Origin of the sequence: Enterococcus sp. B2E4 (assembly GCF_030499455.1) — a bacterium.
Taxonomy (GTDB): Bacteria; Bacillota; Bacilli; order Lactobacillales; family Enterococcaceae; genus Enterococcus_D; species Enterococcus_D casseliflavus.
This window is the reverse complement of sequence record NZ_JAUKPK010000006.1, coordinates 37,424-58,511: the sequence shown is the minus strand read 5'-3', so window position 1 is coordinate 58,511 and position 21,088 is coordinate 37,424. Positions and strand designations below refer to the sequence as shown.

The 21,088-nt window shown below is 42.8% G+C and carries 21 protein-coding genes; 1 reads left to right on the top strand and 20 read right to left on the bottom strand.

Annotation, left to right across the window (positions count from 1 at the left end):
* Positions 1 to 9: 9 nt before the first annotated feature.
* The 12 genes from Q1X33_RS06850 to Q1X33_RS06795 all read right to left on the bottom strand — a co-directional run bounded on the left by Q1X33_RS06850 (position 10) and on the right by Q1X33_RS06795 (position 10,240).
* Positions 10 to 1,041 (bottom strand): lysylphosphatidylglycerol synthase transmembrane domain-containing protein, encoded by a 1,032-nt coding sequence (locus tag Q1X33_RS06850; RefSeq protein WP_005231344.1) that lies wholly within the window; start codon positions 1,039 to 1,041, stop codon positions 10 to 12.
* A 27-nt stretch (positions 1,042 to 1,068) separates the two neighbouring features.
* The gene (locus Q1X33_RS06845; protein WP_005226012.1) at positions 1,069 to 1,341 is read right to left on the bottom strand and encodes a DUF1294 domain-containing protein; all 273 of its coding nucleotides are present in this window, start codon (positions 1,339 to 1,341) and stop codon (positions 1,069 to 1,071) included.
* Between the two features lie 33 nt (positions 1,342 to 1,374).
* Entirely contained in the window at positions 1,375 to 2,283 is a 909-nt protein-coding gene (locus Q1X33_RS06840; RefSeq protein ID WP_301969597.1) for a diacylglycerol kinase family protein, read from the bottom strand.
* Positions 2,284 to 2,382: 99 nt separating this feature from the next.
* The gene (gene pepT, locus Q1X33_RS06835; protein WP_005226010.1) at positions 2,383 to 3,615 is read right to left on the bottom strand and encodes a peptidase T; all 1,233 of its coding nucleotides are present in this window, start codon (positions 3,613 to 3,615) and stop codon (positions 2,383 to 2,385) included.
* An 11-nt stretch (positions 3,616 to 3,626) separates the two neighbouring features.
* Complete coding sequence (locus Q1X33_RS06830; RefSeq protein WP_005226009.1) at positions 3,627 to 4,745, bottom strand: Nif3-like dinuclear metal center hexameric protein; 1,119 nt, start codon at positions 4,743 to 4,745, stop codon at positions 3,627 to 3,629.
* The gene (locus Q1X33_RS06825) at positions 4,742 to 5,437 is read right to left on the bottom strand and encodes a tRNA (adenine(22)-N(1))-methyltransferase TrmK (protein ID WP_005226008.1); all 696 of its coding nucleotides are present in this window, start codon (positions 5,435 to 5,437) and stop codon (positions 4,742 to 4,744) included. The genes Q1X33_RS06830 and Q1X33_RS06825 overlap by 4 nt, the downstream gene beginning before the upstream one ends.
* Before the next feature lie 95 nt (positions 5,438 to 5,532).
* Positions 5,533 to 5,994: a hypothetical protein gene (locus tag Q1X33_RS06820; RefSeq protein WP_005226007.1), complete on the bottom strand. Its 462-nt coding sequence runs from the start codon at positions 5,992 to 5,994 to the stop codon at positions 5,533 to 5,535.
* Between the two features lie 24 nt (positions 5,995 to 6,018).
* Positions 6,019 to 6,948: a primosomal protein DnaI gene (gene dnaI / locus Q1X33_RS06815; RefSeq protein WP_005226006.1), complete on the bottom strand. Its 930-nt coding sequence runs from the start codon at positions 6,946 to 6,948 to the stop codon at positions 6,019 to 6,021.
* Positions 6,948 to 8,324 (bottom strand): replication initiation and membrane attachment family protein, encoded by a 1,377-nt coding sequence (locus tag Q1X33_RS06810; protein WP_005226005.1) that lies wholly within the window; start codon positions 8,322 to 8,324, stop codon positions 6,948 to 6,950. Before Q1X33_RS06810 ends, dnaI begins: the two co-directional genes overlap by 1 nt.
* Before the next feature lie 13 nt (positions 8,325 to 8,337).
* Positions 8,338 to 8,808, bottom strand: coding sequence for a transcriptional regulator NrdR (nrdR, locus tag Q1X33_RS06805; RefSeq protein ID WP_005226004.1), 471 nt, complete (start codon positions 8,806 to 8,808; stop codon positions 8,338 to 8,340).
* 203 nt (positions 8,809 to 9,011) lie between these two features.
* Positions 9,012 to 9,653 carry a FusB/FusC family EF-G-binding protein gene (locus Q1X33_RS06800; RefSeq protein WP_005226003.1) on the bottom strand — a complete coding sequence of 214 codons (642 nt, stop codon included), beginning with the start codon at positions 9,651 to 9,653 and terminating at the stop codon, positions 9,012 to 9,014.
* Between the two features lie 248 nt (positions 9,654 to 9,901).
* Positions 9,902 to 10,240 (bottom strand): hypothetical protein, encoded by a 339-nt coding sequence (locus Q1X33_RS06795; RefSeq protein ID WP_016609515.1) that lies wholly within the window; start codon positions 10,238 to 10,240, stop codon positions 9,902 to 9,904.
* 168 nt (positions 10,241 to 10,408) lie between these two features.
* On the opposite strand from Q1X33_RS06795, the gene Q1X33_RS06790 reads away from it, so the two are divergent.
* Positions 10,409 to 11,188, top strand: a complete 780-nt coding sequence (locus tag Q1X33_RS06790) for an ABC transporter ATP-binding protein (protein WP_005226001.1) — start codon at positions 10,409 to 10,411, stop codon at positions 11,186 to 11,188.
* 173 nt (positions 11,189 to 11,361) lie between these two features.
* Here Q1X33_RS06790 and coaE read toward each other — a convergent pair whose 3' ends face one another.
* The 8 genes from coaE to Q1X33_RS06750 form a co-directional block, all read right to left on the bottom strand.
* Positions 11,362 to 11,955, bottom strand: a complete 594-nt coding sequence (gene coaE, locus Q1X33_RS06785; protein ID WP_005226000.1) for a dephospho-CoA kinase — start codon at positions 11,953 to 11,955, stop codon at positions 11,362 to 11,364.
* Positions 11,952 to 12,794 (bottom strand): DNA-formamidopyrimidine glycosylase, encoded by an 843-nt coding sequence (gene mutM / locus Q1X33_RS06780; RefSeq protein ID WP_005225999.1) that lies wholly within the window; start codon positions 12,792 to 12,794, stop codon positions 11,952 to 11,954. Before mutM ends, coaE begins: the two co-directional genes overlap by 4 nt.
* A gap of 15 nt (positions 12,795 to 12,809) precedes the next feature.
* The gene (polA, locus tag Q1X33_RS06775) at positions 12,810 to 15,455 is read right to left on the bottom strand and encodes a DNA polymerase I (RefSeq protein WP_005225998.1); all 2,646 of its coding nucleotides are present in this window, start codon (positions 15,453 to 15,455) and stop codon (positions 12,810 to 12,812) included.
* 125 nt (positions 15,456 to 15,580) lie between these two features.
* Positions 15,581 to 16,273, bottom strand: coding sequence for a Bax inhibitor-1/YccA family protein (locus tag Q1X33_RS06770; RefSeq protein ID WP_301969596.1), 693 nt, complete (start codon positions 16,271 to 16,273; stop codon positions 15,581 to 15,583).
* Positions 16,266 to 16,739 carry a MaoC/PaaZ C-terminal domain-containing protein gene (locus Q1X33_RS06765; RefSeq protein ID WP_005225996.1) on the bottom strand — a complete coding sequence of 158 codons (474 nt, stop codon included), beginning with the start codon at positions 16,737 to 16,739 and terminating at the stop codon, positions 16,266 to 16,268. The genes Q1X33_RS06770 and Q1X33_RS06765 overlap by 8 nt, the downstream gene beginning before the upstream one ends.
* Before the next feature lie 141 nt (positions 16,740 to 16,880).
* Positions 16,881 to 18,215, bottom strand: coding sequence for a UDP-N-acetylmuramate--L-alanine ligase (murC, locus tag Q1X33_RS06760; protein ID WP_005225995.1), 1,335 nt, complete (start codon positions 18,213 to 18,215; stop codon positions 16,881 to 16,883).
* A gap of 114 nt (positions 18,216 to 18,329) precedes the next feature.
* Positions 18,330 to 18,794 carry a SprT family protein gene (locus Q1X33_RS06755; RefSeq protein WP_005225994.1) on the bottom strand — a complete coding sequence of 155 codons (465 nt, stop codon included), beginning with the start codon at positions 18,792 to 18,794 and terminating at the stop codon, positions 18,330 to 18,332.
* Positions 18,791 to 20,977 (bottom strand): Tex family protein, encoded by a 2,187-nt coding sequence (locus tag Q1X33_RS06750; RefSeq protein WP_005225993.1) that lies wholly within the window; start codon positions 20,975 to 20,977, stop codon positions 18,791 to 18,793. Before Q1X33_RS06750 ends, Q1X33_RS06755 begins: the two co-directional genes overlap by 4 nt.
* Positions 20,978 to 21,088 lie beyond the last annotated feature (111 nt).

Sequence of the window (21,088 nt, the reverse complement as noted above, 5' to 3'; positions counted from 1 at the left end):
AGCGTTTTTTTAACTTTCCACTTTTTCTTTTCTAAGCTCTGTCAGCTCTTGGCTAATGTCTTTGCGCTTTTCTTTCATTACATATGCAAAGCCAATAATGAAGGGCCAAATGAATGTCGCTAAGCGATACAGCAGCATAGAAGATGCTGCATCGACTGTGCCGACTAATGGACCAAAAAGCAGCATATAAATAAATTCAAAGGAACCGATCCCTGCCGGTGTTGGAATCACCCCGGACAAGACGACGGCAAAGCTGATGAAGGATAACGTCAACAAGAAATCGATCTCTGGGTGCTGCACGACAAGAATCACATAAGGGATCACGTACCAAGGCAGCATCTTCAAAAGATTCCAAAGATAGATGCGTAAAAAAGCGGTCCGGTCGGTAATGATTGCATTGACCGTTTCTCGCAAAGAATAGATCTGGGTGTTGCATTTGTCAACGATTCCTCTTAATGTCGCACTTTTGAACAGCTTATTACTGACGATCACAAAAAAGACTTGAATGTTGATACTGACAGAAAGTGCCAATAAAGCGGCAATGATCAAAAAGACGAGTACGATCCCCGCCAATATCACCCAAATCATATTCGGCGCATTGTCATAGAATAACGAGAATTGAATGATCAACCCAGCGATCGCATAAGTCAATATGGCAAACTTATACATCACCATGTGTAAGGTGGTGACCCCAACCCCTTGTGACAACTGCAAACCATTTTTACGATAAAAATTCACCTCTGAGATCAAGGTGCCCGCGCCAAACGTCACGATCCGATAAAACCCACTGTAACAGACGGTTAGAAACCCCGCCTTGGTGGTGAATTCCGGTTGAAAAGTCACTGCGATCTCTTTAACTGTTCGTCCTTCAATCACTAGGTACAATGTGCCAAGCCCCATAACCAGTAAGACGACGAGAAAGCTGGTCTCTCTTAGCCCCGCTAAAATTTCCATCATCGAGTTACGGACAAAAAAATACATCACACCCAGAATGCCTACTAGTAAAAGTAAATTAAGGGCGAACTTCACTTTAGTTTTCATATTAACTCCTTGCTTGTTAAACCGAATTTATGCAAAAAAGACCATCAGCAGGATAGCAAAAACGGTGCCGAAAGCAAACAAGAAATAAAACTTCTTCTTTCTTGTTTTATGGCGAAACACGCGTTGCGCGATCAAACCGCCTAATCCGCCGCCAATCGCCCCCATAAAAAGGAGATTTGCTTCGGGAACCCGCCAACCTTGTTTTACTGCCTGATATTTATCATAACCCATCAGACAGAAAAGATAAAGATTGACTGCAATTAAATAAAACCACAATGGATTGTAAATCAGTGCATCCATCCATTTCCTCCATATGATTGATCGTAGGGACCATTATTTTGATTCTTGTGCTTCTTCAGGTACCAACATCGTCAACCCGTGCTTGATGACTTTCATCTCGATTGGCAGATCATCCGTTGGATCGCCGTCGGTCCGAGTATGAACCGTTTTTTCTTTCGCTTTGATCGAGACCTTTGCGGCAGTGAAGTATTCAACACTTGGTACTTTGGCAATTCTACCCCGAATAATTCTTGGCAAATACAAAATAAACCGTAAAATGTTCAATTTTGGCAAAAGAATAACATGGAACAAGCCATCGTCAGGTTTTGCTTCTTCATCAAAAATCTTAAACCCACCTGCTGAATTCGACATAACGATCGTCAGTAATTGACTTTTCCCCTGCCATTTCCGTTCGTCAGCAATGATTTCCAATTTGTATTGTTTCTTTTTGATCAACAGATGAATGAACCGTTTCATAAACGTCAACGGACCGTACTGTTGTTTTTCTTCTTGGGAAGTTGCTGCTGCAGTATCTGCTAAAAGACCAATGGTCATCGTCGAGATCATTACTTGATCATTGACCATCCCATAATCGATCGGACGTTCAACCCCTGTTAAAATATTCTCAAACGCTTCTTCTGGCTTGACTGGTATACCCAACATTCGAGCGAAGTTATTTACCGTTCCTCCAGGAATGATCCCGATCTTCAGCTCATCCAGCTTTTCTTTGAAGGTTTGCAGCCCATGATGGATCGTGCCATCTCCGCCGATGATCACAATCGTATCGACTGCGTGTTTTTTGGCAGCCTCTCGAACGTCTTTTGGATCCACGTCTGGATTTGAGGCCTGCAAGAACGCTTGATGCTCATCGCCTTGTTCGTTCACATAGGCTTGGAATTTTTCTGCTGTTTCTTTTGCTTCACTTTTCCCCGCTGTATCGTTGTATAATACGAGAATTTTCATCCTATTCACATCCTAATAAAAGGCCGGGCCTTACGCAAGACCTGCGTGAAGAGTTCCCAGCCCTAAAGTTATTCTTTTCTTTCAATGAAGAAGCTGCTGCTATGCTTGCGCATTCAGTTCGGCGATTTTCACGATCACATCGGTCGCTTTCATCATTGATTGTAGTGAGACGAACTCATAACGTCCATGCATATTTTCTCCACCAGCAAAGATATTCGGGGTTGGAATCCCTAGATAGGAGATTTTCGAGCCATCCGTACCACCACGGACAGGTTCTGTCATCGGTGTGATTCCAACTGCTTTCATCGCATCTTTCGCTAAATCAATGATGCTCATATCTTTTTCGATGATTTCTTTCATGTTGTAGTATTGATCATATAGATGTACGTGCACTCGTGGTTCATCAAAGCGGGCATTCAAGCTTTCTTGAACCGCTAATAATTGTGCTTTTCTTTCTTCGAAACGACTCCGGTCATGATCTCGAATAATGTATGCCATTTTCGCTTCTTCTACTGAACCACTAAGGCTCATCAAATGGAAGAACCCTTCTGTCCCTTCGGTTTTCTCAGGAACTTCATCAGCAGGTAGCGCATTTTGAAAATCGACTGCTAGTTGCAAGGCGTTGATCATGGTGTCTTTAGCAGTTCCAGGGTGGACATTCTTTCCTTGGATCGTAATTTCAGCTTGCGCCGCATTGAAGGTTTCGTATTGCAATTCTCCTACTGGACCGCCATCCATTGTATAGGCAAAATCAACATTGAAATCTTCAACATCGAATTTATCGGCACCAACACCAATTTCTTCATCAGGTCCAAATGCGACTTTGATTTCCCCATGCTTGATCGTTGGGTTTTTCAGTAAAATTTCCATGGCTGTCATGATTTCTGCAATACCTGACTTATCATCAGAACCTAATAAAGTGGTACCATCAGTAGTGATCAAGGTTTCACCAGCATAATTTTTTAAATTCGGAAAATCTTTTGTGTTTAATGTGTATTTTCCTTCTTTATCTAATTTAATGGTCGATTCGCCATCGTAATTTTCGATGATCTGCGGATCAACATTTTCTGCATTAAAATCGGCGGTATCCATATGGGCGATAAAACCGATGGAGCGCACGTCATGATCGACGTTACTTGGTAATGTTGCGATCACGAAACCATTGGATTCATTGTAATGAACATCGCTTAACCCTAGTTCTTCAAGTTCTTTTTGCAGTTCTTTAGCAAACGCGACTTGTGTTTGGGTGGAAGGTGTTGTGGTGCTTGTCGCATCTGAGCGAGTTTCTGTTTTGACATATTTTAAAAAGCGAGGCAATAAATTTTCGTACATAAAAGATTCTCCTATCTATAGTCAAATGGATTTGTTGAAGTGGTGGAAGGAACAAAGGTCACAGCCCAGTTCTCTTCTGCTTTCCACTGATTGAATTTCTCAATAAACCGAGGAATACATTCCTTTTCGATGTTGTGCCCTGGATCGATCGCGATCAACCCATTGGCTTGCATGTCATGGGCGAAATGGTAACTGATATCGCCAGTGATGTACACATCCGCTTGATGGCGTAAGGCATCGGAATAAAACGATTGACCACTGCCGCCACAAATGGCGATTCGCTGAATTTTTTCAGGTGCATTAGGAAAACTGACAACCCGTAAAGCAGTCAAACCAAACCGCTCTTTGACACGTGCGACAAACTGATCAATGGAAAGAGGCTCAGCGAGGTTGCCAACCCGTCCGATTCCATAGGTCTTCGGCAAATTGTCTAAGGCATACAGATCATAAGCTGGCTCTTCGTAAGGATGAGCAGCGATCATTGCCGCAAGGACCTTTTTCTCGATCGTTTCTGGAAAAATGACTTCGATTTTCGCTTCTTGCACCTGTTCTTCTTTCCCAATCTCACCGATGGCTGGATGCGCCGCTTGTTGTGGTGTAAAGCGACCGGTACCAATCAATGAATAGCTGGTGTTTTGGTAATTGCCTTGCTGACCAGCACCAGCTTTTCCTAATGCCTTTCGCAATGCTGGTGCCGATTCAACAGGTGTAAATACAGCTAGTTTCTTCATTTTTACTTGATGGGTTTGCTTCAAGTACGTATCTGGTTCAACTTCTAGCAGTTCACAAAACCAATCGTTCAAACCGTCTTCAATAATATCCATATTGGTGTGGGCGGCGTAAACGGCGATATCATGCTTGACGAGATCCATCAACATCTTTTGTTGCGGATCATCGGTCAGCAAGCGGTTCAAAGGGCGAAAGATCGGTGGATGTTTCGCGATGATCAAGTCGATCTTTTTCTCGATGGCTTCGGTTACCACTTCTGGACGTACATCAAGGGTCATCATGACTCGCTCGAGGGGTTTGTTTAATGTACCAACATGCAGACCAACAGGATCGCCTTCTTCTGCCAACCATAACGGGCAGTATGCTTCAAAGCGTTTGATAAATTCTTGACCAGAAATCATGCCAGTACCTCCTTGATCCATTCGATTTGTTCTTTCAATTCATTCATTTTCTCAGCAGGTGGTTCTTTGGCTTTCTCTAACTCTTTGACCACTCGTTGACGCTGCTTCAATTCATGCTGCCATTTTTTATAAAAAACTGGATTTTTTTCTTTTAATAAAAAGGGACCAAAAAATAATTGCTGGGTCGTGTACGTCGCTTTTCCAGTTTCCGCAACGATGATTTCATAATTTTTGTCATTTTCTTCTAACAGCACTTCATGAGTGATCGTAAAATTGTGATCAACGAGCCATTCCCGCAAGGTCCTTTCGCCAACATTCGGTTGTAAGACCAAATGTTTGACCCCCGCTAAGCGATTTTTTCTGCTGCCTTCTTCTAAAATCGAGCGAATCAAAGTTCCCCCCATTCCAGCAACAACAACCGTGTCGATCTTATCTGCTGGCTGAATAGCGTCCAATCCGTCTGCTAAGCGCACCACGATCTTCTCTGTTAGCCCGTTTTTACGTACTTGTTTACTGGCAGAATCATAAGGTCCTTGAACGACTTCTCCAGCTACAGCATAAGTGATTTTGTTCTGCAGCATTAATGCCACAGGTAAATAAGCATGGTCGGAGCCGATGTCGGCGATACGTGCTTGGTCGGGAATTTGTTCGCCCACGCAAGCCAAACGATCCGATAATGCATGTTCGTTCATATTGTCACTCCTTCTTTCGTAGTATAACACGCTTTCCATAAATAGAAAAAAATGTGCGTCTTGACTGTGGTGCCATTGCCAAGGCGCACATTGCATTAATCGTTCACTAATTCAACCTTTTGAATCGAGTTACCGGGAATTTGCGGTGGGATCGACATCGTCATGATCGGGACGCCTTGCAGCGACACTTGGACCTTGTCTCCTTCAGCTAACTCCTCGATCTCTCCTGAATAGGCCTCGACAGGGACATGGAGAATGACCCCATCATTTTGAAAACTTTGGACGACTTGATCCTCATCTTCAACTGCCGCTACGTCTTTCAAAAATAATTGAAAGGTATCATCCGAACCTGCTCGGGCATCTTCTTGGATAATACCAGTAAAAACCGTCGCTGTTTCGCTCTCTGAAGAACTATTGGCAACGGAACTAGCATTCTCACTTGATTCAGAAGGCGTGTTATCGCCACTTGATGCATTGTTGTTTTCGGGACTGCCACAAGCCGTTAACAGCAACACTGCTGCTAAGGACAAGCCTAGAATCACTTGTTTTTTCATCATCTTCTTCCTCCAGTAATGGTTTTTTTAGGCATCATTTCGTCGATTTTTGCCCGTCATTTGGATCTCTTGTGTCAAGTAACGAATACGTTCCATAATACGTTTGGCTTTCAATGGTTCGGATTCGCCGCGTTGCGTTACTGAAAGATGCTGCTCCAACTCATGCATGGTAAAATTCGAGGTGAAGAACGTCGGGAGTTGCTCTTGCATTCGGTATTGTAGAATCACACCGAAGACTTCATCACGAATCCAACTGCTCATCGCATCCGCACCGATATCGTCCATCATTAAGATTGGGGCTTTTTTCACTGCGTTCAGCTTATCCCCCACCTGATCTTTGCCGATTGCTTGTTTCATCTCTACTGCAAATGTCGGGAAGTGAACCAATGTCGTCGTGTAGCCTGCCTCCGCTAAATCTCTGGCGATCGCGCCAAGCAGATAGGTTTTTCCGATCCCAAAACTCCCCACAAAGTATAGTCCTTTATGAAACTCCTGTGGATTGGCTGTCAACTCACTAATAAAATCAACGGCAGCTGCGATGGCCTCCATTCGGCCAGGCGTTTGCTGATAATCTGCAAAACTTGCTTCTTGTATATCTTTAGGCATATCCATCGCTTTGATGCGGCTGCGAATTTCTTCTTGTTTCTGATATGCCAGTAGTTCTTTCGTTGGTACATAGGTGACGTCAATAAAATGAAAATTTAACGCTAAGCGCGGCTCATAGCCCGGTGCGATCATGGATGGATCATTGATGCGGAATTTCCGCTTTTCTTGGACGAACTCATACAGTTTCGCATAGCTTTTTTGAATATCTGCTTCGGTCAATACCTCTTCATTTTCGGCAATAAACGCTTTGACATCAGGATCTTGTAAAACCTCTGCCATCATTGCTGAAAACTGATCACGGTAATTGCGTTTATCCAATAATTTCCCTAAGTTTTTCCCTACATCTTCCATTACTTGTCACCAGCTTTCTTATGCAAGTAGTTTTGCAGTTTTTTATCTAATTCTGCTTGTCGCTCTGGCGTTAAGGCTGTCTCTTCCACTGGTTTTTCAGCCCAAGAAGGCAACTTTTCTTCGCGAATGATTTTTTTGCCGCTAGTTTGTGGTCGGCTGCGTTTTTCCTTGGCACTTCGAACAAGGCTCCGAACATGTTTGATGGCATCTTCTGCCGTACCAATTTTTAATTCTGACCACTGGGCAGCGATATTGTTCACATAATTCCCTGACAAAGCGGCATTGTTTTGGACCACCAAGACATAATGAACCAGAACATTGATCACACTATTTGGCAATGGTGACCGTTCGACAAGGCTCTTGATCAGCCATTGTTCTGAATCGGTCATAAAACTGTTTTTCTCCGCTTTGATCGCCTTGAGAAAAGCGATCGGTGCATTGTTCTCACTTTCTTGAATCAATAAGACATCATTTTCTGAAAAACCATTCTGTTTTAAGGTATTGAAGCGGCGCAACTGACTTTCCGCTTGGGGATCTTCTCTTTTTGATGTTTTCGTAAATGTTTGTCGTGATTTCTTCATGATGGCTTGTTCCAGCTTCTTCTGGTCGACCTCGCCTGTTGTCAAAGAAACATTGTCCGCCATCAAATCCAACAATTCCAACACATCATAGCCATATAAAGAATGGTATAGAACTAACTTTTGTCGAAAACTTGGCGTGAAATTAGCAGCACGGATATACCGACGCTGCGCTTCATATAAAAGAAAGTCCCAATCCAACTGGTTTTCGTCAAGCACCAAGTTCGCATTGGTTTCCTGAAAAGAATCACTGACTGCCTGTAACGTTTCTTCATGAGAAGCAAAACGTGCGGTATTTAACCCATAGGCGGCTGAGAAGGATTGGGTCACTTCCTGATAATCGGTCAAGGAACACTGCTTTGGTTGATACAGCTTGACCAGCTGATCAAATTTACGCTCTCCGACTCTTTCCAACAACAGATAAGCATACAATTCATCTTGAAAAAACGCTGCTGGATGGACCGGTTCTTGCAACCAATACAGATACGAGCTTCCGTTTTGAGCATCTGCTTTCTCATAAGACTTTAGCAAGCCGATGCCCTCTAAGTTTTGCTTGGCTTTTATGAAGCGAGGCATTCCCGCATTCATGGCATTCAAGATATCTAGATGCACGGTCGTCATCGACTCCTCGCCAGAAAAGCTTTGGGCTTGGACATCGCTTGCGAGTGTCAAATACAACGCTAAAGCATCACTTTCAATAATTGGTTGATACAAATAAATGAGGGCGTCTTTCCCTTCCGTTGTAAGTGGACGGCTTTTGAACACTTTGTACGATTGATTCGGTAAACTATTGCCCACTTGTTGTCCCCCTCTATTCTTGTGGTTCTTTCGCTTTTTCGACGATGTCTTGTAGTTCTTTTAAGAAAACTGACATGTCTTTAAACTGGCGATAGACACTGGCAAAACGGATATAAGCGATCTCGTCTAAATCAACTAAATCTTCCATCACATACTCACCAATCTGTGTTGTAGAAATTTCATTTTCACCAAGAGCACGAACACGACTTTCCACATGATCGACGATCGTTTCCATCTGATCCATTGTCACTGGACGTTTTTCAGCAGAACGAATCAAGCCCCGTAGGATTTTTTCGCGATTGAATTCTTCACGGGCACCATTTTTCTTAATGACAAGTAGGGGTGCCTCTTCGATACGTTCAAATGTTGTAAAGCGATAGCCGCAATTTTCGCATTCACGACGGCGGCGAATCACACGTCCATCATCGGCTTGTCGACTATCAACTACCCTAGAATTGTTATGATGACATTTTGGACATTGCATAGTTCCACCTCATTTTCTCTCTTATGCGCTTACGTATTTACGTAAAGTCATCGGTTTCTATGATTAATTATAACATGAAATCCGTTGGTACAATAGCCAAAGTGGTTTATTCTGTTCATTTATTACAAAATTTAAATAATGTTATAACTACTGTTTTTTTGAATTTGAAAAAACGGCAGAAATTTTTCTGCCGTTTCATTTCGTTATTTATCTTTCATTTGCAGCAAAGAAACAAAGTCATGCAAATTTGCTGGCTGTTCCATCTGCTGATTGCACCGTTGGCTATCCCGGCAAATATAGTTCCCCCGTTTGGTATACGTTCCATCGCCATTGCTTTTTGTCAAAGAAAGAAACATCGAGACATTCCCTTCATGCTGACACAAGGGACAGATTCCTTTCTTGACCTCGGTTGAGACATGACCGTGAAGTCCTGTAAACCCTTCTTCAGTGGCAATGATCATAAACTTGCTTTGACTACCGATATCATCCCAAGAAAGATAGGTGGTCTCTTTTAAATCAACGGAAGCAAAATCAGGTATTTTCAGTTTTTTTACTTTCCGAAACATTTTTTCAATTTGTTTTGTTGTCGGTACCTGAAAGGGTCGGACGTACTCTTTGAGCTCTGTTAACAGCTCATTGCTGCGACTGATCGTCATCCCCGGTTGAAAGAAAGCAGCTAAAATTTCTCGTGGTGCTGTTTCTTCTTCAGGAAAAAATTGTTCTATGGCGTCTTTTGTCATCGTTTCAACCGTTTTGATCGTTCGAGGATCATTGACCGATTGATACGTTCGTACTAATTGGTATACTTGATGTTTAATTGAATGAAATTGATAAGGTTCGATCATAAAAAAGCCTTCTTTCTAATTTTCCGTTTCCTATTGCGGCTGTTCTACTTTCTTGACAGTCGTACACAATGCATAAATAAGCATTTGATGACCACCTCCCAATTTCTTTGCTGCTTTCCATGCGATCTTAATGGATTATAATGAGAGGTTGAGAAATTGTCAACTGTGCAGGTGGTTGTCTTTCAACCTCTCTTTGGTCTCATTAACAAAAAATGCCTCGTCTAGCAGACGAAGACATCCATGGTCGTTTATAATTTATCTTCAATTCCTGTGTAATGCTTCAGCTGGTCTGCATCCCGTCGATCATTCGAAGAAATTTTATTTGCATCGGGATTTTCAGCTCGCAATAGTTCTTCGCTGCTGACATTTTCAGGGGTGGTTCGATCATTGCGGGCATCACGCTCATCATTTTGATCATCTAGTTCATTGACTCGTTTTTGATCGTGCTCTTTCTTGATTTGACCTTCTTGTGCTTGTTCTTTTCCAGAGTGGGCAAGTTCTTCATTGTTGGTCCACTCACCGATTTTTTCTTTGGCTTTGCCAACGATCACATCTTTTTCATCTTTAAAAGTACCCATAGTTATCATCCCTCCTGTATAGTTTCATCATAACAAGCATTCTGGTTTCTGACAAAAGATATGAATGCGATACCAAACAGCCAGCAAAATATTTTTCTTTATGCTATAATATGAGCGATTATTTTCTGAATATTCATACAACTGGAGGTGAAGAACCTGTTTAAGGTTCGACAATAGATGACAATCCTCGATTTCCAACAGGTTTCTTTCGTTCGCGACAAGAACTATTTATTAAAAGCGATCAATTGGCAAGTGAAAAAAAATGAGCATTGGGCGATTTTAGGTCTGAATGGTGCTGGCAAAAGTTTATTACTCCAAATGATCACGGGAAGTTTATGGCCTTCTTCTGGTCAACGAACGGTCTTGGGTGAGCGTTACGGAAAAACATCTGTGCCCGATCTTCAACGGCGCATTGGTTGGGTCAGTTCAGCGCTGCAAAGCAAGTTTTATGGTCGCGATCTCGCCGAAGAGATCGTTCTTTCCGGACTTTATTCCAGTATTGGTCTTTATGAGTCCTATGAAGAAGAGCAGCTGATCCAAGCAAAAGCGCTTTTGACTGACTTAGGTTTGTCGCATTTGATCCATCGATCCTATCACGTCCTTTCGCAAGGGGAAAAACAATTTGTCATGATCGCACGGTCCATGATGGCACAACCAAAGATCCTCATTTTGGACGAACCTTGTACGGGCCTTGATCTATTTGCGCGAGAAGAACTGCTAACCCGTCTGGAGGCTTTTTCACAGCTGCCGAATACGCCGACTCTTCTTTACGTTACCCATCATACAGAAGAGCTACTACCGATTTTCACTCATTTGTTGATGTTAAAAAACGGCGAAGTCCACGCCGCTGGTCAACGAGAGACGATTTTTACTGAGGAGGTTCTCACCTCTTTTTATGATCAGCCGATCGTTCTTCACCCCTTTTCCAACAATCGTGTGATCGTGACCCCAAAATAAATCAGGGCTGGTACTTTGATATTTAACCATTCATACACGATCGTCTTACTTTCCAAACCAAACAGTTTCCGACATGTTTCAGCGCCAGTTGTTTTTGGAAATGATAGGGCTAGGTTTGCTATTGAAAGACAAATAGCAGGTTCCCTTTTACTGAAGGGAACCTGCTGTCTTATCTATTTGTTTAAGGATGTTAACCATTCATCGATCTGCTGATTGAGTTGAGCGATCGTTCCTTGATTATCAAAGACAATATCGGCTCGTTGTTTCTTTTTCTCAATTGAAAGCTGACTGTCGATTCGTTGTTGCGCTTCTTGCTCACTCAGTTGATTACGTGCCATCAACCGCTCTTTTTGAAGCGCTTCTGGCACATAGACGACTGCGGTTTGATCCATGTATTGGTCGTAGTCGGCTTCATAAAGCAAAGGAATGTCAACGATCAACAAGGGCACCTGCTGCCTTTTTTCTTCGATCTGAGACAAAATCTCTTGTCGAATAAATGGCGACAGCGTCTGATTCAGCAAGCGACGTTTTTCTGGGTCATTAAATATCAGGGCACCGAGGGTTTGCCGATCCAGGTGCCCGTCATCGGTCAAAATCTGCGGACCAAAGGCTTGTGTCACCGCCTGCAAGCCCTCCGTATTCGGTTCAACGACTTCTCTGGCGATGATATCGGCATCAATAATCGGTAAGCCCAGTGAGCGAAAATGCGCGACTGCGGTACTTTTCCCAGTGGCGATCCCGCCAGTGACCCCTAAGACAAAACTCATTTGCTGGACCTCACATGCAATTTTTGGCACTGAGGACAAAAGTGCGTCCCCCGTTGGGCAACCTTGGTCTTGACGATTGGTGTCCCGCATCGCCCGCAAGGATTGCCCGTCTGGCCATAGACATTTAATGACATTTGGAATTTCCCTGCTTCGCCCAATGCATTGAGATAGGTCCGAATGGTTGTCCCCCCTGCTTCAACGGCGCGTTCCAAGACATCGATGATCGCTTGATGCAACACGTTGGCTTCTGCTGGGGTGAGCGAATCTGCTGGTTGTTCAGGATGGATCTCCGCTTGCCATAGCGCCTCATCTACATAAATATTGCCCAAACCAGTCACAAGTTTTTGATCTAACAAAAGGGGTTTGATGGCTTTTTTAGACCGCTTCAATCCTTGCTCAAATGCTTCTAATAAAAACAATTCAGGCTTAGGCTCAGGACCTAATTGCATGATGCCTTTATAGGCTGCGCTTTGGTCTTTATCCACTAAAGTCATACGACCAAATTTTCTTACATCATGGTAATTTAACTGACTGCCATCCGTAAAATGGAAAATGACATGTGTATGTTTATCGACAATCGGGTCTGACTCAAAATACTCGTACTTACCTTCCATTCGTAGATGAGAGATCAGATCATAATCTGTCAATTTAAAAATCAAAAATTTTCCACGTCGTTCAAATTTTTCAAACCGTTGCCCTTTCAACAGTGCCGAAAAGATCGGCACTTCAGGACTTTCGATGATTCGCGGCCAAAGGATCTCGACCGATTCGATCGTTTTATTTAAAACAAGTTTTTCAAGTCCTTTGCGGACCGTTTCAACTTCTGGTAATTCAGGCACCTCTGTTCACCTCATTTATTTTGCATCGTACCATGTTTTGCCCCAATTGCTGTCTGTCAGTAAAGGGACATGCAATGCAACGGCTTGCTCCATCACTTCTTTCACTAAAGCGTCAAGACGAGGCAATTCAGATTCAGGTACTTCAAAGACTAGTTCATCGTGTACTTGCAGCAGCATCGTTGCTGCTAATTTTTCTTCTTTCAAACGTTTCGCCAAATCGATCATGGCAATCTTTAAGATATCCGCCGCACTGCCTTGGATCGGTGTATTGATGGCGGTTCTTTCAGCAAAAGTCCGAATATTAAAATTGCGCGAATTGATATCAGGTAGGTAACGACGGCGATGATACAAGGTTTCAACGTACCCTTTGTCCTTCGCCTCACGAACCACATCCTCCATATACGTTTTCACACCAGGATATTTTTCAAAATACGTATCAATGTATTGTTGGGCGGCTTTTCTGGTGATCCCTAGATTCTGGGATAAGCCATAATCGGAAATACCATAAACGATACCAAAGTTGACCGCTTTGGCTTGACGACGCATATTTGGTGTCACATCTTCTGCTTTTTCGATACCAAAGACTCGCATCGCTGTGCTTGAGTGGATATCTTGACCTTCGATAAAGGCTTCTTTCAAATGGGTATCATCTGAGATATGTGCCAACACTCGTAATTCGATTTGAGAGTAGTCAGAAGAATAGATCACCCAATCAGCTTCTCGCGGCACAAAGGCTTCACGGATCTTTCGACCTTCTTCTAAACGAATCGGAATGTTTTGCAGGTTCGGATCGACAGAACTTAAACGACCAGTTTGGGTCAAGGTTTGTACATATCGTGTATGGACTTTGCCATCCCCTTGGATCACTTTTAATAAGCCTTCTACATAGGTTGACTGGATCTTAGCGATTTGACGATAAGTCAAAATGTCTTCAACGATCGGTGCTTGCTCTTTTAGTTGTTCTAACACATCGACGGCTGTCGAATAGCCAGTCTTGGTTTTTTTGATGACTGGTAAGCCCATTTTTTCAAATAAGATCACACCCAGTTGTTTCGGTGAGTTTAAGTTGAAGGTTTCACCAGCTTCGGCGTAGATTTTTTCTTCAATTTCATGCAACCGTTGCGCAAATTCGCCCTTCATCTGATGCAAGCGAGACGCATCAACTTTGATTCCAGTAATCTCCATATCAGCTAAAATCATTGATAAAGGCAATTCCATTTCTTCAAATAGCGCTGTTTGATTCTTCGCTGCCAATTCTTCCGTAAGCTTTGGTGTTAGGTTCGTAATCGCTGCTACTTTACGGGCTAAATGAGCAAAGAAGTCTTCCTCATCCGCTGGCAGACCTTTTTTCGCACCTTTTCCATAAATCGCTTCATCCGATTGGATCGCATCATAGCCATAGTGAGCGGCAACACCTGCGATGTCATTATTCGTATCATTCGTGTCTAAAAGATAAGCTGCCAATAAAACATCAAAAGCGATTCCTTTTGGTGCTGTCGTGTATCGGTTTAATGCCACATACGTGCGTTTGGCATCATAGACGAATTTTTTACGTTCCTCGTCTTTTAACCAATTGGTAAAGACTGGACTTTCAAACAATTCTTCACGATTGCTGACATAAATTTTTTCTTGATTGCCCCAAGCAACACCGACGATGTCTTCCAAATGATAGTTATCCCCCATCATCTCGACATACAATGCTGTGTCTCCTTGGAACATATCTTCTGTAACTTCTTCAACGACCGAAAATAAAATGTCTTCCATCTCAACTGGTTCAGCTGTAATCTGCAACTTCTCTAAGAAGCTATTAAAGTTCATTTCTTGGTAGAATGGCACCAATTTCTCTAAGTCTTTGCCTTCATATTTCAGTTTGTCGACATCGACCTCAATGGGCGCATCCACATCGATGGTTGCTAACTGTTTTGAAAGAAAGGCGATCTCACGGTCATTGATCAAGTTTTCTTTCATCTTGCTTTTTTTCATTTCATCGATGTGTTCATAGATCCCCTCAACGGAGCCATATTCCTTCAATAGCTTGATGGCTGTCTTCTCACCAATTTTGGTGACACCAGGAATATTATCGGAAGCATCACCAGCTAGTCCTTTCATGTCGATGATTTGTAAGGGCGTTAGGCCGTCATATTTTTCAGCCACATGAGCGGGTGTATAACTTTCAATCTCGCTAACTCCTTTGACCGTAATGTCAACTTTCACGTGCTCCGTTGCCAGCTGGGTCAAATCGCGATCGCCAGATAAAACGACGACATCAAATAGCTCCTTGTCGACTTTATTCGCCAATGTACCAATAATATCATCGGCTTCGTAATTATCTAATTCGTAATATTGAACACCTAACGCGTTGATCAATTCGCGAATGTAAGGCATTTGTTCTTTAAATTCCCCAGGGGTTTTTGAACGTCCGCCTTTATAGTCTTCATACATCGCTGTCCTGAAGGTGGTTTTTCCAGCATCAAAAGCCACTAAAACATGTGTTGGCTGTTCTTTTGCCATCACATTTTCAAACATAGTATGAAACGCATAGATGGCATTTGTGTGCAGCCCATTGGCATTTTTAAACCGTTCTAATGAATTATGCAACGCAAAAAACGCGCGAAAAGCCACACTATTTCCATCAACGAGTAGTAATTTATTTTTTGGCATTTGATTACTCCTTTTCTCAAAAAGTTCCTCTTTATTCTATCAAAGAACGGGCACAAAAGCGATGAATTGCTTTGTTTTCTCTCTCATTTTATACAAAAAAAAAGGCGAGTTTCCTCGCACTTTTTTTAGTTGTTTTTTCCAAAGATTCGCAATAACGCAAGGAATAAGTTGATAAAGTCCAAATACAGTTGTAATGCCATGAAAACGGCCACTCCTGTATTTGCGCCACCATTCGTTGCGAAGTATACATTGCGGATTTGCTGATTGTCATAAGCGGTGATCCCCATAAAGACAAAGACGGTCACGATCGATAAGAAAAAGTCAACCGGTTGACTGCGTAAAATAAATACATTCAAGAGCGTCGAGATGATGATCCCGAGCAACAGACCATAGCTGATACGACCAACTACACTTAGATCACGTTTGGTCATGATCCCAAATGCTGACATGACACCAAAAGTGACAGCTGCTGAAACAAATGCTCCCACGATCGATCCAAAGTCATAGATCATCAGTGTCACAGACAAGGTCAATCCATTCAAGAGCGAATAGACTAAAAAGCCAGCAACGGTCAAGGACGGATTTTTCTGCGCCTTCACCCCTAATACAATAACTAGAATGATCTGTAAGATCCAAAGACCAGTAAATCCTAGCGGAAAGTTGCTGATAAATTGTAGGGTTTGCGCTTGAAAGACTTCCCCAAATATATAGGCTGAGATCGCACTGATCGCAAGCCCAACGCCGAAGAATAAATACACTTTTGAATAAAAGCGATTTAAGCCTTGGGCTTGGACGGTTTCATTATTTAAATTATTCATCTTGTTGTTCCTCCTCATTTTCTGCTACTGCTTTTGGTGGCTGGACCATGACCACAGCATCTAAAATACGATGATCTTCTGTGTTGATCGCTTCAACCGAAATAGTTACCACGTCTTTCATTTTATCCACTTTGATCACTTCGAATTCAAAGGTCAACGTTTCATAATGATATACAGGTTCAATAAAGTTTACCGAAAAATTGACTACATGAGAGCCAGGACCAGGCAAATGTTTCGATACGGCACTGGTGATGATCCCCATCAACATAATGGATGGTACGATGGGACGCTGGTACTCAGTTTTTTGCGTGTAGTCATGTTGTATATACAAAGGATTGGCATCATTAGTCAGCCCTAAATATAACAACAGTTGATTGTCTTCGATCGATTCTGTTAAGGATAACGAATCGCCTTCCTCGATATCTTCAATACTTTTTCCTATTTTTCGCGGTTTCCCTATATTCAAAATTTAATTCCTCCAAAAAGAATAGTTTCATCTGAGTATATTCTATCAGATGCCGACAAAAGTGCAAGTTCGCGGTGCTGCTTTTGCAAAAACTTCAGATGTAAAAAACTCTTGCAGCAAACACGCCACAAGAGTCTTTGATCACAATACGTTACGAGTTGTATTGCTTAATAGTTTTTCATAGGCTGTCTCAAATTTTTGCACATCGCCTGCTCCCATGAAAATCACGACAGCATTTTGATGATCCAATAGCGGAGATACGTTCTCTTCTTTGATCACAGTTCCGCCTTTTTGGATTTTCTTGCCTAGATCTTCAATTTTAACATCTCCTCGTGATTCACGAGCAGATCCAAAAATGTCACATAGATAGACATGGTCTGCAAGATCCAATGCTTCCGCAAATTCATCCATCAAAGCGATCGTGCGGGTAAAGGTATGTGGCTGGAAGACAGCAATAATTTCTTTCTCTGGATATTTTTGACGAGCGCCATCGATCGTTGCTTTGATTTCTGCAGGATGGTGGGCGTAGTCGTCCACGATCGTCATATCCGCCACGATTTTTTCGCTAAAGCGGCGTTTCACTCCAGGAAATGAAATCATCTCAGCAGCAACTTCTTTCATATCCAATCCTTCTTTGTAAGCCACAGCGATCACACTTAATGCGTTGTTGATGTTGTGCTGACCAAACGCTGGCAAGACAAAATGGCCAATATTTTCACCATGGATAAAGACGTCGAACTCTGAACCTTGGGTGGTGCGTTCAATATTTTTTGCTTGGACATCGTCGTTATCGTTGACGCCGTAATAGTAGATTGGGACATCGGCTTCAAGTTTACGCAAGTATTCATCATCACCAAAAGCAAAGATGCCTTTTTTCACTTGACTTGCCATCGATTGAAAGGCTGAGAAGACATCCTCGATCGAGTGGAAGTAGTCTGGGTGATCAAAATCGATGTTGGTCATGATTGCATAATCCGGTGAATACGCTAAGAAATGACGACGGTATTCACAGGCTTCAAATGAAAAGAATTCCGCATCAGGTTCCCCATGACCAGTCCCATCGCCAATCAAGAAACTTGTTGGACGGATGCCGCTTAAGACATGAGAAAGCAATCCTGTCGTACTGGTTTTCCCGTGAGAACCGGTCACCGCAATGCTCGTATAGGGCTGAATGAATTGGCCAATAAAGTCATGATAACGAGTAACTTCTAAACCAAGTTCTTTTGCCCGTACGATTTCTTCGTGGGTGTCAGGGAAAGCATTCCCTTGGATAATGACCATTTCTGGTTGAATGTTTGCTTTATCGAAAGGCAACAATTTGATCGCTGCTTTTTCTAGATCACGTTGAGTGAAGAAATATTCTTCCACATCAGAGCCTTGTACTTGGTAGCCTTTTTCGTGCAGAATCAAAGCCAATGAACTCATACCGGAACCTTTGATTCCAACAAAATGATGTATTTTGTTTTGATTTTCCATTATTATAATCCTCTTTTCTCAAATCCGCGTCGTAAAAAAACGCGTGTATTGACAAATATCAGGTTGTCACACGACCTACATTATCATACAAAATGAAAAAAATAGCAACGAGTTTTATTTTTCGACTTGACTTTTCTCATCATTTCCTATTTCTAGCAAACGTCCACGACATTTTCCACAAACATATTTTTTGATATCCACCCGTCGCTGCCGCCGAATCTCGCAGCCGCAATTTTGGCATCGATAGCGATGTTTGGCTGTCCTTTTGGCAGGAGGTGCATAACGCAAGCCTCCCGTTCTTGCCAGCAATGCTTTAAAAGCAGGATCTTGGTGACGGTGACCAAGACCTGCTAAGTGCAAATGATAGTGACACAATTCATGCTTGATAATGCCGATAAAAACCTCCATCCCGTGTTCTGTGAGCATGGTTGGATTGAAATCCAAGTGGTGATCACTTAGATGGTAGCGGCCACCGGTTGTTTTTAAGCGAGAATTAAACACCGCTCGATGCGTGAATGGTTTGTTGAAAACAGACAGCGACAGCTCTTCCACCAAATGCTGCAGTTCTTGTTGGGTCATTTTGCATTTCCCGGATCGACCATGGTTAAACTGATACGGCCTTTTTTGACATCTACTTGCTCGATCCAAACGGTTACGACATCACCGACGGAAACAACGTCTTTCGGATGCTTTACAAACGAACGGCTCAGCTTCGACAAATGCACCAGTCCATCTTGTTTGACACCGATATCGACGAAAGCACCAAAGTCGATCACATTTCGAACCGTTCCCTTCAGTTCCATTCCCGGTTTTAGATCCTCCATACTCAACACATCTTTACGCAATAATGGGGCTGGCATTTCATCACGCATATCGCGTCCAGGCTGCATTAACGCCTTTAGGATATCCGTGATGGTTTCTTTGCCGACTGACAATTTTGCGGAAAGCTCTGCTGGGCGTAGTTGGGCAAGTTTCGCTTTATTTTCTTCCATTTGCTCTTTCCCTAGCTCCGCTAAAGAAATACCCGCGATCGCCAAAATTTCTTTGGCAGTGTCATAACTTTCTGGATGGATCCCGGTATTGTCCAAAATGACTTTTCCGCCAGGTATCCGCATAAAGCCGATCGCCTGTTCATAAGCTTTTGGTCCTAAGCGAGGGACTTTTTTCAGTTGATTTCGTTGCGTGAATACGCCATTTTCTTCTCGATAAGTCACGATATTTTGAGCAGTGGTTTTATTTAATCCAGCTACATGCTGCAAGAGTGCCGCACTTGCGGTATTGACGTCAACGCCAACTTGGTTGACAACAGTTTCAACAACAAAATCCAATTGTTCAGCGAGGCGTTTTTGCGAAACGTCATGCTGGTATTGTCCGACGCCCACGGATTGCGGATCAATTTTGACTAATTCTGCCAAGGGATCTTGCAGACGGCGACCAATACTGATGGCGCTGCGTTCTTCCACTTGCAGATCAGGGAATTCTTGACGAGCGATCGGACTGGCAGAATAAACAGAAGCGCCTGCCTCATTCACGATCACATAATATACTTCTTGATCGATCAATTTTAATTGTTCAGCGACGAATTGCTCTGATTCCCGACTCGCAGTCCCATTACCGATTGCGACCATCTCGACTTTATAGGTTTGCAATAAGCGACGAAACGCTGGTCCGGCCGCTTCTCGCTTATTCATAGGGGCTGGTTTATGAGGATAGATCACTTCGATCGCTAGTACTTTTCCAGTCTCATCGATGACGGCTAGTTTACAGCCTGTACGATACGCGGGATCAAAACCTAAAACGACTTTGCCCTTCAATGGCGGCTGCAGCAACAGATTGCGAAGATTTTCTCCAAAAATCGCAATTGCTTGTTCGTCAGCTTTTTCTGTCAATTCATTGCGGATCTCTCGTTCGATGGCTGGTGAAATAAACCGTTTCAGCGCATCAGCAGCTGCAGCTTCAACAAAACTGGCTGCGGGTGAATCCCTATTCGTGATCAATTTGCGGCGTAGGTAATCCATGATTTTTTCTTCATCTGCCACAAGGGCGACCTTCAAGATGTCTTCTTGTTCCCCACGATTAGTGGCTAAAATTCGGTGGGATACCATCTTATTGATAGGATGCCGGAAATCGTAATACATTTCATAAACGCCTTTTTCATCTTTTTCAGCATTTTTGACCGTGCTTTGATACAGTCCTTTGTTTGTGTAATAGCTGCGGATCCAACTACGAAACTCTGCAGTATCACCAACGCCTTCTGCAATGATCTCGTGCGCGCCTGCTAAGGCATCTTCTACAGTAGGAACAGCATCACTGATAAATTCGGCCGCTTTTTCTTGAACGTCCCCTGCTTTTGGGAAGCTTAACAGCCACTGAGCAAATGGTTCCAAGCCGTTCTCTTTGGCGATCGTCGCTTTGGTGCGTCGTTTTTGTTTATAAGGACGATACAGGTCTTCGACGGCCTGCATTTTTGTCGCAGCTAAAATCGCATGTGATAGTTCAGGCGTTAGCTTTTCTTGTTCTTCTATCAAACGCAAAACCTCTTGCTTGCGTTTCTCTAAGTTTTCTAAGTACTGGTATCGCTCTTCAATTTCTCGAATCTGAACTTCGTCAAGTCCATTCGTCATTTCTTTACGGTAGCGGGCAATAAAGGGGACGGTATTTCCTTCTTGCAATAACTGCAACACCGTACTGATTTGTTTTTGGGTAAAAGCGGTTAATTCTTGTTTTACTAAATCAAGTACCTCTTGATTCATTTCTGCCATTTGTTCTCACCTTTCCTTTGTTGCTTTTGCTATTTTAACATAAAAAAGACAGCCATTGAGCGAACAAGATTGCACGAAAACAATGTTGCTTTCGCGACTCTTGTTATGGCT

Excerpts from the sequence above, each read along its gene's own strand:
- Q1X33_RS06850 (WP_005231344.1), bottom strand. The coding sequence starts at position 1,041 with ATGAAAACTAAAGTGAAGTTCGCCCTTAATTTACTTTTACTAGTAGGC.
- Q1X33_RS06845 (WP_005226012.1), bottom strand. The coding sequence starts at position 1,341 with ATGGATGCACTGATTTACAATCCATTGTGGTTTTATTTAATTGCAGTC.
- Q1X33_RS06840 (WP_301969597.1), bottom strand. The coding sequence starts at position 2,283 with ATGAAAATTCTCGTATTATACAACGATACAGCGGGGAAAAGTGAAGCA.
- pepT (WP_005226010.1), bottom strand. The coding sequence starts at position 3,615 with ATGTACGAAAATTTATTGCCTCGCTTTTTAAAATATGTCAAAACAGAA.
- Q1X33_RS06830 (WP_005226009.1), bottom strand. The coding sequence starts at position 4,745 with ATGATTTCTGGTCAAGAATTTATCAAACGCTTTGAAGCATACTGCCCG.
- Q1X33_RS06825 (WP_005226008.1), bottom strand. The coding sequence starts at position 5,437 with ATGAACGAACATGCATTATCGGATCGTTTGGCTTGCGTGGGCGAACAA.
- Q1X33_RS06820 (WP_005226007.1), bottom strand. The coding sequence starts at position 5,994 with ATGATGAAAAAACAAGTGATTCTAGGCTTGTCCTTAGCAGCAGTGTTG.
- dnaI (WP_005226006.1), bottom strand. The coding sequence starts at position 6,948 with ATGGAAGATGTAGGGAAAAACTTAGGGAAATTATTGGATAAACGCAAT.
- nrdR (WP_005226004.1), bottom strand. The coding sequence starts at position 8,808 with ATGCAATGTCCAAAATGTCATCATAACAATTCTAGGGTAGTTGATAGT.
- Q1X33_RS06800 (WP_005226003.1), bottom strand. The coding sequence starts at position 9,653 with ATGATCGAACCTTATCAATTTCATTCAATTAAACATCAAGTATACCAA.
- Q1X33_RS06795 (WP_016609515.1), bottom strand. The coding sequence starts at position 10,240 with ATGATAACTATGGGTACTTTTAAAGATGAAAAAGATGTGATCGTTGGC.
- Q1X33_RS06790 (WP_005226001.1), top strand. The coding sequence starts at position 10,409 with ATGACAATCCTCGATTTCCAACAGGTTTCTTTCGTTCGCGACAAGAAC.
- coaE (WP_005226000.1), bottom strand. The coding sequence starts at position 11,955 with ATGAGTTTTGTCTTAGGGGTCACTGGCGGGATCGCCACTGGGAAAAGT.
- polA (WP_005225998.1), bottom strand. The coding sequence starts at position 15,455 with ATGCCAAAAAATAAATTACTACTCGTTGATGGAAATAGTGTGGCTTTT.
- Q1X33_RS06770 (WP_301969596.1), bottom strand. The coding sequence starts at position 16,273 with ATGAATAATTTAAATAATGAAACCGTCCAAGCCCAAGGCTTAAATCGC.
- murC (WP_005225995.1), bottom strand. The coding sequence starts at position 18,215 with ATGGAAAATCAAAACAAAATACATCATTTTGTTGGAATCAAAGGTTCC.
- Q1X33_RS06755 (WP_005225994.1), bottom strand. The coding sequence starts at position 18,794 with ATGACCCAACAAGAACTGCAGCATTTGGTGGAAGAGCTGTCGCTGTCT.
- Q1X33_RS06750 (WP_005225993.1), bottom strand. The coding sequence starts at position 20,977 with ATGGCAGAAATGAATCAAGAGGTACTTGATTTAGTAAAACAAGAATTA.